A 12140-nucleotide genomic window follows, 5' to 3' on the forward strand; every position below is an offset into this window, starting at 1 on the left:
GAGATAGCTCAAATCGACGTAAAGGCGAACTATCCGCATTTTCTAACTTTCGAACTAAACTTAGACTTATGGGCAGGAGAAGGTTAATGAAAAAACATAAAGTTGTTTCGACTGCAAAGACCGCCTTGTTGCTGCATTTCGATGGGAGTTTAACAGATGCCGTGAATAATAAATCTAACATATCCGGTTCAATATCATCTTATCCAATTGCTAAATTTGGCCAAGGGGCTTATTTCAATAGAAATACTATTTCTTACGACACGTCAGAGATAGATTTTTCAGGAGATTGGACAGTTGATTTCTGGTGGCAGGATAAGAGTGATACGGATTATTCAAATGACAATATTGGATTTTTTTCCAATTCTAGTTATTTCTATCCCGGTTGGGATAAATCAGGGCTTGGATTAAGATGGATTAGGAGCGAAACTTATAACCAAGATTTTTTTAGAGTATACTTTAATACAACTCTGTATAACTCTACGGAAAAGTATTTGGATTGGAGTGTTAGTAATGCGTATTTTAAAGATAAACTCCATCATATTGCAATGGTAAAATCTGGAACAACCGGATATTTTTTCGTTGACGGCATTCTTAAAGGGACAAAAACAGGTTTGCCGGCAAATGATGCAATTTGCGATAATTTAAAATTAGGAGATTGGACTCTTGGGTCTTCCGCTAATGGTTTTAACGTTGGAATATTTGATGAGTTCCGCATATCGAGAGTAGCCCGTTGGACTTCTAATTTCACTCCGCCCACACAGCCTTATGTAATCGATTAAAAAATAATATATGGAAACAGCAATTAGAGAATACAGAAAAGAGGTGGTTGCCTTATTCGTGGCAACATTAATAGGTATTATGAGCTATCAGTCAGTTAATCATACCTACTACATGCCTACTTCTAAGATAGAGGAAGGGACAATTGTTCTGCGGGATGATAGTATTCCTACAGTATTAATACCAGATAGGAGGTAGTATGTCAAGACGAAGAATGATGTTCACGAAAAAGAAAGAATCGGCAATTAACTGGCTTGGGTATGTCGCCGAAGGGCTTATAGCCTGTTTCGACGGCGAGTACAATACACGTGCCGGTAGTAATAGCACATCTAAGACATGGGAAGATTTAAGCGGAAATGATAACGATGCGACATTTACTCGAATATCCAAGGGGTCTAATTATATGATTCTATATGATGATGACCACTACGGTGGAAACCTTCTCCGCAATTTATCTTCCAAGACAGAACTAACCGTAGAAGTCGTATTTAAGCCCAATGCCGGTGAAACGGGATTTACATTGCTAACTGTAAATAGCTCTTATTTTCTATTTGTTGCCGGAACTCAGCTATTTCTTTACGGGTCTACCCAACAGCCTTGGTATATAGATGGCTACGAAGCATTAACAAGTCTATCCGTAAGGTATGGGACATCTCCATCTCTCACGGAAGTTAGACTTAACAATAGTCTTGCACAGAGAAAAGGTACAGCCGATTACTGGGGTATATGGAGCTATCCGCAGATAGGAAGTAGAGAAGGTTACACCCCTACCAATAGTCCCGGAAACAAATTTGCCGGCAATATTTACTCTATACGAGTTTACGATAGGGCGTTAACCAAAGAAGAGATAGATATAAATTATGCCAATGACAAGAAGCGATTTGGAATATAGTTTTCGGTTAAAAACTAAAATACCACCCCCGAACTTCGCAGCCAAGAGGTGGCGATATATAAAATTTAATACTATATGATTATGCAAATATAAACATAAATATAAAAACATGGCATTAGTAATTATTTCTTTTATTGTCTTTCTGGTCTATCTGGCCGGAACATGCAAGTCTTTTGGTATCCCTTATTCAATTAGCGATACCTATTACAAGTTGGAAAAACGTAAGAAAGGTCTTGGTTGGCTATTCTCCGTTATGTGTGTGTCTGTTGGAGGCCTTCTTCTACCGGCATTGCTCGATATAACACCGTCCAGCTATCAGTTTACGGCTTTTCTGGCTTGCGCCGGATTATTGTTTGTTGGGGCTGCACCGCAATTTAAGTTGCCTCTTACAAATACTGTGCATTACTCTGCAGCTGCAGTCTGTGTAATCTTTTCGCAGATATGGGTAGGATTAACATTCTGGTGGCTGCTTATCCCGATATGGCTTGCGTTTATAGTCTACACCGTCGTCGGCATGAGTAAGCATGTAACCGGTAGTTTATGGCGGGATTTCATAGCAGCCAAGCCTATGTTCTGGTGCGAAGTTGCTGCGCTTGGAAGTACTTATCTGACGGTATTCCTAGCATCTTAAAAAGGTATCCATGTTTGCAAAAGGTGGACACCTAATATGAAAAGGTGGACACCTAATATGGACAGTTATAGTTAACCGGGCTTTGGCCCACAAAATAAACTTATATATGGCAAAGATTTTTTACAACAGCAAAATTGCAAGGATTTTCACGTTCTTGAAAGATTTTAAAACAATCATGCTTTTCGGAGCAGTGTTTACCGAAGAAAAAGAATTGTCAGACCGGGCAAAGTTTCACGAGGCAAGTCACGTGGAGCAGTATCAAACTCTGTTTACAACTGGTTTGGCTCTCGCGGTCGGGATAATGTTTATTTGCTTCGCTTTCGACTGTTACGGATGGTGGATGTCAGCACTTATCGCTATCCCAGTGTTCCTGTACTATGCTTGGTATGGTATCGAGTATCTGGTTCGGTTAATCATGTACAGAGACGCTGACAAGGCGTACAGGAGGATTACTTTCGAGCAAGAGGCATATGACTTGGAAAACGAATATCTCAAACCGTGTAGCGAGAGACTAACCGCAAGTTCCTTTAGTTTCTTTAAATACTACAGGAAAAGGGATGCGTGAGGAGGTGCTTATATCTTAATTCACGACAACCCATCGGATGTCATTTATAAAAAATAATTGTTAGGCCACTTAAAACCTATTAGGGATAATTTAGCAGTATGGAAATAAAGCGCGGAAATACAGTAGTTTGCGACGTTTACCTGAAGGACAACAGTTATACGGTCGAGGAAATAATGGGGGAGGACACTCTTACCCTTAATTTCCTTTCCCGTAACGTGGTAGAGCTTCAGATAAACGACTATATAGACTTTGAAGGAACGAAATACAAAATACGTCATAACGAGAAAGTAACTAAAAGGGAAACGTCTCTCGGCTGGGAATATACCGTTATGTTCTATTCATCTAAGTATGACTTGGAAGATGTTGCGTTCTTTTTGAATGGCAAACCTGAATATAAGAAAAACTTTGACTATTACACCGGTACTGCAAGACAAATACTTGAGTTGATAGTCAAAAACATGAACCGGGAGGATTCTGGATGGAAAGTAGGTTCATGTATTGATTCCCGGTCAATAATGATTTCGTTTAAGGACAAAAATGTAGGCCCTGTTTTAGATGATACTGTAAAACAGCTTGATACTGAATACTGGATATATCAGAAAACTATCAGTATCGGAAAGAGGAAATATGACAGCAACGGCCTTGTGTTAGGACAAGGCGAAGGACTTGGGTTTACAGAATTGGAAATATCGGCTGTAAGTGATGAACGTCCGACAACTGTTATTTTCCCTTATGGGTCTGATAAAAATCTTGGTTCAGATTATGGCGCCGACTACTTGATGCTACCCGGTGGACAGGAAGAATTATCGAAGAATACAGAAAAGTACGGGAGATTAGGGCAGAAAAAGATTCCTTTTAATCATATTTTTCCGAAAGGGGAATTTCATGTTTCATCTAAGATAGATGATTTTACTTTGCGAGCATCTGATATAGATTTTAATCTGGATGATTGTAAAATCGGAGAGGAAGATATTATTGCTTCGTTCCAGGACGGTGGGCTGGCCGGTTATGACCTTGCAATAGTAGAAGGTAGCTGGGATAATTCAACTAAACAATTCAAACTAAAGGTAAATGAGCAGGAAAACGCCTTAAAAGTGCCGGGAGACATCAATTTCTCTGTAGGGGATAAGTTCATCCTTACTGGGTTGAAGATGCCGCAATCGTATATAGATAAAGCCTCGCAACAGCTCTTAGAAGAGTCGCAAGCATGGCTTGACGAACATTGCGATAAACGTATCCAGCTTCGAGGTAAGTGCGAAGAAAAAACATTCCGCATGCAGAACATCTTTGTCGCCTGTGGCCAGATGGTCGGTGTGTATTCCGAGCAACTGAAGATTGACCGGGAGATTCGTGTTACCAAGGTAAAAAGATATATCGAAAAAGACGGTACACCATCATTCAGATATGAACTGACCTTATCCGATTTCCTTGAATCGAATGGTTTCAAGGACTTGGTAGACGACGTGAATAAAGTCCCGGAAGAGATAGAGGATAAAGTAAAACCTGTCCGTGAACACACAAAGCGTTCCTGGAAAGACGTCATGGAGACCATGAAGATGATGTTCGACCCGGAAGGGGACTATTTCACCGAACTTATTAAGCCATTGGTCGTACATACCGCGCAATTGATTGTCGGCACGAACTCACAGCAAATGGAGCTTATAGGAGTGAAGTTCATTCCGAATGCAGACAATGACGCCAATTATTTCAAGAACACGTCCGGCAAGCTGGTACACTTTACCGTTAGTGATACTGTCCGCGAGTGGATTATCCCATCGGCATCCTATCGGTTGAATAATTCGCTTGCTTATTACGTCTATGCCAAATGCCCGAAGGATGGGGATAGCGGTTCTATTTATGTAACTGAACGGCAGATAAAATTAGAGGACGAAGAAGGGTATTATCATTTCTGGGTAGGGGTATTGAATACTCCGGAAGATGGAGTGCGTTCCTGGCTTCCGAATTATGGTTTTACCGAGATTGCCGGTCAGACGATTACAACTGGATTGATAAAGGACAAGTTGGCCAGATTGGTTATTGACTTAGTAAATGCGAAAATTACGGCTACCAATGGTGCCACTATTGAAGGAGTAATAAAGTTTGTTTCTGGTTCTTCTGGATATAATAATCTTACAGATAGGCCGGACCTCTCTATTTATTCTACACTATCGATGTTAAATTCCGCTAAGGTTGACTTGCAAAATCAAATCGATGGTAAAGTAGAAACCTATTACCAAACGACAAATCCTTGGAATAATTGGGCATCAGGCACTGAGCCGGAACATGTTGGAGACTTATGGTATAATACATCGACTAAGATTCTACAAAGATACATAGGACCGTCTTCAAACACTTGGGCTACGATAGAAGATGCGACAGCTATTGCGGCAGCACAAGCAGCATCTCTGGCCAAAGATACGGCAGATGGAAAAAGAAGAGTGTTTTTATCAACTCCTTATCCGCCGTATGATTCTGGTGATTTATGGGCACAGTCTGGAAAGTTGTTACGTTGTGTATTAGGTCGATCTTCCGGTTCTTATGTGAGTTCTGATTGGTCTGAAACAGCAGACAATACAAAGACTGTCATTGATGGTGGTGTCGTAACATCTGGTACTGTTAGATTGGCAGGTGACGACCAGACAATAAAGGCGGGTGTTACAGGAGCAGGAACGTCTGATTCAAGTGTAAGATTTTGGGCTGGTTCTTCGACACCTGAAAATGCACCTTTCAGGATTTATCAAAATGGAAATGGAAAAATTGCAGGCTTCGATATAGAAGGTGCACATTTAAGAGCACAATATTCTGATGATTTGGGCATTATGCGCTCAGTAAGACTAAGTGCCGCAGAAGCATCATTGGTGTTTGGATCAAGTAATAATAATTCTGTATTTGTTGGTATTCATAAAGGGTTTACGAATTCTCAGGGTGATAATGAATATACAGATTTTTGTTCTAACAAACAAATAATAAGAACACGAGTAGACCCAAGCATGATGAGTTGTATTAAATTAAGGGCTTATGGTACATTCATGCAGGGAGATGCTGCACTAAAAGTAGAGATAGGTACCATGAATAAAGAAGATGGAACTACTTATAGGGCTAACGCCATAAGTTGCGAGCATTTGCCGGGAACAACATCTTATCGCCATATCCATCTTGCTTTTCAAAACTTTTCAACCGCAGATAGTTGGTTTAAAAGAACTTGAATATATGCTTCTTTAATGCCTACTAATACGCAGCTTGCTACTATTACATCTTCTCCTGAAAGTTATAGTGTAAAGTGGGACAAAACTACAGGACTATTCTATGTGCAATAAGAATTTCAACATAACATGTATTCCAACTAAAAAAATAGAACGTATGAATTTGACATTAAGAGACAGAGTGATAATACTAAATACGGTATTGCCTCAGTACGACACGAGAGCTAACATGATGTTAAAAATAGCCATTGATAACAAGATAGCTATTTCAGACTCGGAGCAAAAGAAGTTAGTAGTTAAAAATGAAAACAATGGACAGGTAACTGTCGGCTTTAAAAATCAGGAGGATATTTATCAGGAATTGGATTTTGCTATCACAGACGCAGAGCTGGAATATTTAAAAGTACGTGTCGATTTCATCGACCGTAACGGTATGTTTTCAGAATCGACTATGCCTACATATATAAAGATATTAGATGCTCCTTTTGCTAATGAAGAACACAAAGAAGAAGATATGTGATGAATATTGAATTAACAGACATACTAACAATAGTAGGTACACTGGGAGGATTTGAAGCTATCAAGTGGGGAATCAACTTCTATACGAACAGAAGAACAAATGCTCGTATAGAAGATGCCCATGCGGACGCAGAAGAGTTTAGGGCTTTACGTGAATATAATGAGTTCCTTCAGAAACAATTATCCGATAAGGAGGAACGATTTGTCGAGCAAACCGGAAGGCTTCGGCAGGTGCAAGATGAGCTTTTTACACTGAAAGAAAGCTATTCGGATGTAAAGCTGGAACTTGCTTTGAAGAGATGTGAAAAAAAGAAGTGTGGTGATCGTGAACCACAAAATGGTTATTAAATAAGGAGAACAAAGAATGAAAATCAGTGAGAATTTTGAATTGAAAGAGTTTACCCGTAGCAACACCGCGACCCAGAAAGGTATTGCTAATAATCCGGGAGTGCAGGAAGTAAAAGCAATCGAGAACTTGGTTGTAAACCTGTTGCAACCACTCCGGGAGGTCTATGGAAAGCGAATGGTCATCAACAGTGGCTACCGGTGTTCGGAACTGAATAAAGCTGTCGGTGGTGTACCAACCAGCCAGCACATGAAAGGGGAGGCTGCGGATGTAGCTTGTGAGCACCCGGCGTACATGGTCGAGTGCCTACGACGTTCTGGGCTTGACTTCGACCAGTGCATCCAGTACAGTACATTCGTGCATTTGTCATTGAAACTCTCCGGACAAAACCGGAAGCAATATTTGAAAGGGAAGTATTGATGAAAGCTTTGCACGTAATATTAATATTTGTATTCTACGGGATTAGTTTCTGGGGAGGATATAAATACAAAGGGTTGATTGATAATTCGGCATCCGTAAAGACTGACACGATTATCCGCATAGACACCCTTATCGAACGTTTCCCTGAACCGGTAAAAGAGGTGGTAACGAAGTATGTCTCATTACCATCTGACACCGTTATCAAGTATATTAAGGGAGATACAATATATATTCCGGTTTCTCAGAAAGAGTATTTAACCCCGGATTATCACGCGTGGGTATCTGGATACAATGCGGCATTGGATAGCATAAATGTATTTCCAAAGACAATGTATATTACAAAACGCATACCGTCTCGTCGTTGGGGACTTGGTGTTATAACCGGATATGGGGTAGGCAAGCACGGTTTATCTCCTTATGTCGGGATAGGAGGGTTCTATAGGATTTGGTAGATTTCTTTTTGTTTTTATGTTATTAGTATTTAGTGTTAATGTTGAAGCCGCTCTGCCTGTGAAGGTGGGGCGGCTTTTTATGTTACAAAACATATTATTTTTTTTATATGAATATGATATATAATTCAAATAAATATTGTATATTTGTAGTGTAATAATAAAACAACAAACCATGAGAGTATACAATTACAAAGATGGAAAAGCAGTTTTCGTTAATAACGAAAGAACATTTATTTCAGAGAATGTAGCAAAGGTTATAGAGATCGGCATTAATTATCCGGACAACTTACAAGCAGATGCCGGAGTAACTACTCCGGATTTTGTAAGACACAAAGATGAGGATATCCTTAAGATGGCCGAGCTTGTAGAGGTAGAACATTTCGTTATACCCGAAAAACAAACGGACATAACCTTTTTTCTTTACAAAGGGAAGGTTCTTAAAATTAGTGGCAAAATAGGTCCATACACAGAAACGAAATTGTCATGTTTCAATTTGGAAGATTTATATGAGCAATTAAAAACAGGAAATTACAAATAATAAAAAAATAAAGATTATGATTACAATTGAAGAAGCAAACATCCTGTTAGGCGAAATAGCCTATCATGACACTGTAGAAAGAGTTAATAGTGGTTTTAAATTCACCACAACCGCGGAATTTTCAGGAACATGTAGGGAGGCTTATATTACTGACGAACAAATAGATATGGCTGTAGATGGGCGCTCTGTCCACAGCGAATTAGCCCAAAACAGGGCTATCGATTTTGTGAGAGACAATCTTTAACCCAGCAAATAAAAAAAAAATCCCAGAGAACTTAGATCTGTTCCCTGGGATATATCCCCCAATGGTTCAATTAATGTGCTGATACCAGCATTAGACTATCTATATATTTCAATACCTCGAAGGGGGACGATGCAAATGTAATAAAAAAACAAATAAAATGGCAGGAATAAAAAATAAAAGCGGTGGAGCGCGTCCTGGAGCAGGACGCAAAACGCTTAAAAAAAAGGACAGTTCGAAATTAATACGGCTGTCCAAACAGGGTAAATTCCTACTTGAGTTCTACTCAAGTAGCATTGGGATAAGTCAGTCAGATATAGTAGACACCCTATGTTTACTATATCTTTGCAAAGAAAACAAGGATATAACGCACTGCCCCACATGTGGTAATCCTATTTTCTTCGAACCTGTTCAAGGAACAGGTTCAGGTATTTGCGAAATAATTTGCAAAAATTGCAATCATACTACAGAGATAGAGATTGAATAATATGTTTTATAGCATATAAAATAATAGGATAAATATTTGCTTATATTATCACAATGTTGTATATTTGTATTGTGATAATAAAGAAGTGAGACACACTTAAAACTGTACAAAAAATATGATTACTATCAATAAGGTTGTTACAAACAAAAAAGGTCAGAAAGGCACTATTACACGTATCATCACGAAGTCAACAGGTTACGTAGAAGTAACATTTGAAAATGGCACAATAGGTAAAGAGATGGCCTTTAACCTTACGGACGAGAACGGCGTAGCTTTGAAAAAAGCACCTAAGTCAGAAATAGCCGGTATGTCAAGAGGTGAAAAGAAAAGATACAAGGATGCTAAAGCAATTCAAGCATTCAACGCATTATCCCCCCTTCAGCAAGCAATCAATAAATTGCAATGGATTAACAACTGCGTTTATGGCGACAGAAGTTCTATGAGCTATAAGCTCTCAGAAGAGATGTTTGCTGCTATTGAATTAAAGGCTAAAGAAATTGGCAACGACTTTATCATTTCAGTTTGTCATTCAGTTGACAAATATATGTCCTGTTCTGACAAGCAGGCTTATTGCCTTGCAAAGTTTGCTGTAGATAATGAAATAGAATTATAATTTAAAACACTTATAATCATGAAAACTATCACCGGTAGAGAAATTAACGTGAAGGCAAATCACAGCAAAAGAACCTTCACTATAAGAGTTGAAGGTTCTAAATACAGAACTGTTCAATTGAGTAAGGAAGAATTTAATTCTTGTCTTCACAACACCAGCAATGACTGGGCTAACTTTCTGAAAAGCGATGATTATTATTTGGTAAAATAGATATGTACGTAAATAAAAAACAAAAAATAGGGCCTGCAATGTGGGTATTGCAGTGCCCTTTATGCAGTGAAATATTGGCATCTGCAAGTGAGAGAGAGTATTTGCCTGAGTTTTCAACTTGCGATTGCGATAGAAATGGAAATAAACAGCCCGCGTATGAGTTGTTTATAGGGGATGCCGGCAAGCAAATGATACGACGTAATAAATATCCGCGTTTTACAGCGGAAGTCATGTTTGAGGAATTGTCGGATATTGAGAATGTGCAACTGCTGGATGATTGCACGGATACAATTGAATTAGCTCGTGCTATGCGAAAAGCCGGTGAATTTTTACTTAAATCATCAAGAAATGGCAAGAGGTAAGAGCATAACGAAATCACAAGAGAGGTTGCTTATAAAATTATACAAAGATGAAGAGTGTTCTATTAAGAAAATAATGGAGCTTACCGGAATAAAGTCGGAGCAAACCGTATATCGGTTGCTCGACCAAAACGGCATTCCGCGTAGGGCCAAAGTAAATGGAGTAACCAAAATTTTAGTCTCCTTAGAAAGGGATGTTGCAGATATTCTCATCAAAAAGAAGAATATCTCAATGTTTGTGAATAATGCTATTCGGTTTTATGTTGAACAACATACAAAATAAATAGGTAGGCACATTATATTCCCTACCTTTGTCGTGCTGTCTAATGACAGTCATAGTTAAGGTTAAAGCGTCCGGGGTAGTGATTATTCTGGACGCTTGCTTTTTTATGCTTATGTATTGGATGGTCAAGAAAAGTGGTTTTACTTTACAAATACTTTACAGCTGTTGAATTGATTATTTGGTAATATATTGAAAATAAATTTATTATAATATGATTTCAATTTAGTATTTAATAAGAGTTTGTTATTTGTTTGGTCCGTATGTAACTGTGAAGTTGGATACGGGCTTTTTTTTATTATCTAAATTCTGTATTGTAAAACAAATTCTTCATAAAATTTTGCGATACAGAATTATTTCGTATTTTTGTATCAAATGAAGATAAATGAGAATTGTATCACATAAGAAGCTGAAAGATTTCTATGAAACGAAGGGTTATGAAGATTCGCGCATAGCCTTAGAACGTTGGTATGATATAGCAGAAAAAGCCGAATGGAAAAATCTGTCTGATATAAAAGTTGATTTTCTTTCTGCTGATTATGTAGGCAACCAGCACTATGTTTTTAATATCAGAGGCAACAATTATCGGTTGGTGGTAGTTGTTAAGTTTACAATAGGGTACATATTCATTCGCTGGGTGGGTACTCATAAAGATTATGATAAAATTGATTGTTCAACCATTTAATATAGGATATGAATAAAGTTAGTAAGGAACAGTATGAATTTGCATTGGCAAGAGTAGAAGAACTGTTGCCATTGGTTGATGATAATACTCCTGCAAACGATAAGAATGCGGTGGAACTTACTGTAATGTCTGATATAGTGATTGCTTATGAAAAGGAGCATTATCCAATAGAAAAGCTGACTGTATCAGAGCTAATAGAGTTATCTCTTGAAGAGAAAGGAATGACACAAAGACAACTTGCTAATGAGATAGGAGTAAGCCCTTCACGTGTTAATGACTATCTTGCTGGTCGTTCAGAGCCGACTTTAAAGATAGCAAGATTGCTTTGTCGTGTGCTAAATATACCCCCGGCATCTATGTTAGGTTTTTAAAGAATTGTTTTTACTATTATAGGCGTGATTTCCCCCCTTTTTAGTTCGCCCAGCAAGTGATTACCTTTCTGACATAAACAAAGAGAGCATTTGTATTTTGCTACAAAGAGTCTAAGTAATCATATAAAGCTGGAAGTTTATCCCGATCAAACTCAAATTGACTTGCCGTGTACGGGAGGTATTTTGCATCTACATTCTCGGCATCTTCTCCCCATTCACATCCTTTTCGTTTCCCTATTTGCATTCCATTAGCATTATCTCTAATCCATTCCCAGATTATTCTACCAAGTTGGTCATTTTTCAATGACTTCGCACGTCCTTGTTTTCTACAATAAAGGATAAATTCATCATTACCCATCATATTTTCTTTTAAAAATTAGACATGGACAAAGATACAATTTATAATTGAAAAAGATCTCAAATATAAAAAATAGTGGTTACAGTATGTAACTGTAAAGTTGGATACTGGCTTTTTTTCATATAAAATGCTCCTTGGGATTTTTTATCTCATCAGGGCAAACGCATTAGGAATAAAAATCAAAAGCCCCTTC

Annotated in this window: 19 protein-coding genes; 18 read left to right on the forward strand and 1 reads right to left on the reverse strand. The window is 38.3% G+C overall.

The genetic code is table 11. From position 1 onward, the window contains the following. The 18 genes from DW103_RS17240 to DW103_RS17320 form a co-directional block, all read left to right on the forward strand. A partial coding sequence (locus DW103_RS17240) for a LamG-like jellyroll fold domain-containing protein (protein WP_122278423.1) occupies positions 1-779 on the forward strand: 779 nt, incomplete at its 5' end. A 10-nt stretch (positions 780-789) separates the two neighbouring features. Beyond that, on the forward strand, positions 790-975 hold the full coding sequence (locus tag DW103_RS18070; RefSeq protein WP_147381237.1) for a hypothetical protein: 186 nt from the start codon (positions 790-792) through the stop codon (positions 973-975). A 1-nt stretch (position 976) separates the two neighbouring features. Beyond that, positions 977-1669, forward strand: a complete 693-nt coding sequence (locus DW103_RS17245) for a hypothetical protein (RefSeq protein WP_147381238.1) — start codon at positions 977-979, stop codon at positions 1667-1669. 109 nt (positions 1670-1778) lie between these two features. Beyond that, positions 1779-2300: a hypothetical protein gene (locus DW103_RS17250; RefSeq protein WP_122278427.1), complete on the forward strand. Its 522-nt coding sequence runs from the start codon at positions 1779-1781 to the stop codon at positions 2298-2300. 106 nt (positions 2301-2406) lie between these two features. After that, positions 2407-2865 carry a hypothetical protein gene (locus DW103_RS17255; protein WP_122278429.1) on the forward strand — a complete coding sequence of 153 codons (459 nt, stop codon included), beginning with the start codon at positions 2407-2409 and terminating at the stop codon, positions 2863-2865. Positions 2866-2963: 98 nt separating this feature from the next. Further along, positions 2964-6071, forward strand: coding sequence for a hypothetical protein (locus DW103_RS17260; protein ID WP_199653049.1), 3108 nt, complete (start codon positions 2964-2966; stop codon positions 6069-6071). A 154-nt stretch (positions 6072-6225) separates the two neighbouring features. Continuing rightward, complete coding sequence (locus DW103_RS17265) at positions 6226-6588, forward strand: hypothetical protein (RefSeq protein WP_122278455.1); 363 nt, start codon at positions 6226-6228, stop codon at positions 6586-6588. Beyond that, on the forward strand, positions 6588-6935 hold the full coding sequence (locus DW103_RS17270) for a hypothetical protein (RefSeq protein ID WP_122278431.1): 348 nt from the start codon (positions 6588-6590) through the stop codon (positions 6933-6935). Before DW103_RS17265 ends, DW103_RS17270 begins: the two co-directional genes overlap by 1 nt. Positions 6936-6951: 16 nt before the next feature. Further along, complete coding sequence (locus DW103_RS17275; RefSeq protein WP_122278433.1) at positions 6952-7353, forward strand: D-Ala-D-Ala carboxypeptidase family metallohydrolase; 402 nt, start codon at positions 6952-6954, stop codon at positions 7351-7353. Next, positions 7353-7805 carry a DUF6808 domain-containing protein gene (locus tag DW103_RS17280; RefSeq protein ID WP_122278435.1) on the forward strand — a complete coding sequence of 151 codons (453 nt, stop codon included), beginning with the start codon at positions 7353-7355 and terminating at the stop codon, positions 7803-7805. Before DW103_RS17275 ends, DW103_RS17280 begins: the two co-directional genes overlap by 1 nt. 172 nt (positions 7806-7977) lie before the next feature. Continuing rightward, positions 7978-8343: a hypothetical protein gene (locus tag DW103_RS17285; protein ID WP_122278437.1), complete on the forward strand. Its 366-nt coding sequence runs from the start codon at positions 7978-7980 to the stop codon at positions 8341-8343. A gap of 16 nt (positions 8344-8359) precedes the next feature. Continuing rightward, positions 8360-8587 carry a hypothetical protein gene (locus DW103_RS17290; RefSeq protein ID WP_122278439.1) on the forward strand — a complete coding sequence of 76 codons (228 nt, stop codon included), beginning with the start codon at positions 8360-8362 and terminating at the stop codon, positions 8585-8587. Positions 8588-8744: 157 nt separating this feature from the next. Then, entirely contained in the window at positions 8745-9071 is a 327-nt protein-coding gene (locus tag DW103_RS18075; RefSeq protein ID WP_147381239.1) for a hypothetical protein, read from the forward strand. Between the two features lie 115 nt (positions 9072-9186). Then, on the forward strand, positions 9187-9684 hold the full coding sequence (locus DW103_RS17295; protein ID WP_122278441.1) for a hypothetical protein: 498 nt from the start codon (positions 9187-9189) through the stop codon (positions 9682-9684). A 248-nt stretch (positions 9685-9932) separates the two neighbouring features. After that, on the forward strand, positions 9933-10256 hold the full coding sequence (locus DW103_RS17305; RefSeq protein WP_147381240.1) for a hypothetical protein: 324 nt from the start codon (positions 9933-9935) through the stop codon (positions 10254-10256). Then, positions 10243-10536 carry a hypothetical protein gene (locus DW103_RS17310; protein ID WP_122278447.1) on the forward strand — a complete coding sequence of 98 codons (294 nt, stop codon included), beginning with the start codon at positions 10243-10245 and terminating at the stop codon, positions 10534-10536. The genes DW103_RS17305 and DW103_RS17310 overlap by 14 nt, the downstream gene beginning before the upstream one ends. Before the next feature lie 382 nt (positions 10537-10918). Continuing rightward, complete coding sequence (locus DW103_RS17315; protein ID WP_122278449.1) at positions 10919-11218, forward strand: type II toxin-antitoxin system HigB family toxin; 300 nt, start codon at positions 10919-10921, stop codon at positions 11216-11218. 8 nt (positions 11219-11226) lie between these two features. Beyond that, positions 11227-11589: a type II toxin-antitoxin system HigA family antitoxin gene (locus DW103_RS17320; RefSeq protein ID WP_122278451.1), complete on the forward strand. Its 363-nt coding sequence runs from the start codon at positions 11227-11229 to the stop codon at positions 11587-11589. 100 nt (positions 11590-11689) lie between these two features. On the opposite strand, the gene DW103_RS17325 is transcribed toward DW103_RS17320, so the two are convergent. After that, a complete protein-coding gene (locus DW103_RS17325) occupies positions 11690-11950 on the reverse strand; it encodes a hypothetical protein (protein WP_122278453.1) in 261 nt (86 codons plus the stop codon). Between the last annotated feature and the right edge of the window lie 190 nt (positions 11951-12140).

The sequence above is a fragment of the Parabacteroides sp. AM08-6 genome, from assembly GCF_003473295.1.
Lineage (GTDB): Bacteria > Bacteroidota > Bacteroidia > Bacteroidales > Tannerellaceae > Parabacteroides.

Excerpts from the sequence above, each read along its gene's own strand:
- DW103_RS18070 (WP_147381237.1), top strand. The coding sequence starts at position 790 with ATGGAAACAGCAATTAGAGAATACAGAAAAGAGGTGGTTGCCTTATTC.
- DW103_RS17245 (WP_147381238.1), top strand. The coding sequence starts at position 977 with ATGTCAAGACGAAGAATGATGTTCACGAAAAAGAAAGAATCGGCAATT.
- DW103_RS17250 (WP_122278427.1), top strand. The coding sequence starts at position 1,779 with ATGGCATTAGTAATTATTTCTTTTATTGTCTTTCTGGTCTATCTGGCC.
- DW103_RS17255 (WP_122278429.1), top strand. The coding sequence starts at position 2,407 with ATGGCAAAGATTTTTTACAACAGCAAAATTGCAAGGATTTTCACGTTC.
- DW103_RS17260 (WP_199653049.1), top strand. The coding sequence starts at position 2,964 with ATGGAAATAAAGCGCGGAAATACAGTAGTTTGCGACGTTTACCTGAAG.
- DW103_RS17265 (WP_122278455.1), top strand. The coding sequence starts at position 6,226 with ATGAATTTGACATTAAGAGACAGAGTGATAATACTAAATACGGTATTG.
- DW103_RS17270 (WP_122278431.1), top strand. The coding sequence starts at position 6,588 with ATGAATATTGAATTAACAGACATACTAACAATAGTAGGTACACTGGGA.
- DW103_RS17275 (WP_122278433.1), top strand. The coding sequence starts at position 6,952 with ATGAAAATCAGTGAGAATTTTGAATTGAAAGAGTTTACCCGTAGCAAC.
- DW103_RS17280 (WP_122278435.1), top strand. The coding sequence starts at position 7,353 with ATGAAAGCTTTGCACGTAATATTAATATTTGTATTCTACGGGATTAGT.
- DW103_RS17285 (WP_122278437.1), top strand. The coding sequence starts at position 7,978 with ATGAGAGTATACAATTACAAAGATGGAAAAGCAGTTTTCGTTAATAAC.
- DW103_RS17290 (WP_122278439.1), top strand. The coding sequence starts at position 8,360 with ATGATTACAATTGAAGAAGCAAACATCCTGTTAGGCGAAATAGCCTAT.
- DW103_RS18075 (WP_147381239.1), top strand. The coding sequence starts at position 8,745 with ATGGCAGGAATAAAAAATAAAAGCGGTGGAGCGCGTCCTGGAGCAGGA.
- DW103_RS17295 (WP_122278441.1), top strand. The coding sequence starts at position 9,187 with ATGATTACTATCAATAAGGTTGTTACAAACAAAAAAGGTCAGAAAGGC.
- DW103_RS17305 (WP_147381240.1), top strand. The coding sequence starts at position 9,933 with ATGTGGGTATTGCAGTGCCCTTTATGCAGTGAAATATTGGCATCTGCA.
- DW103_RS17310 (WP_122278447.1), top strand. The coding sequence starts at position 10,243 with ATGGCAAGAGGTAAGAGCATAACGAAATCACAAGAGAGGTTGCTTATA.
- DW103_RS17315 (WP_122278449.1), top strand. The coding sequence starts at position 10,919 with ATGAGAATTGTATCACATAAGAAGCTGAAAGATTTCTATGAAACGAAG.
- DW103_RS17320 (WP_122278451.1), top strand. The coding sequence starts at position 11,227 with ATGAATAAAGTTAGTAAGGAACAGTATGAATTTGCATTGGCAAGAGTA.
- DW103_RS17325 (WP_122278453.1), bottom strand. The coding sequence starts at position 11,950 with ATGATGGGTAATGATGAATTTATCCTTTATTGTAGAAAACAAGGACGT.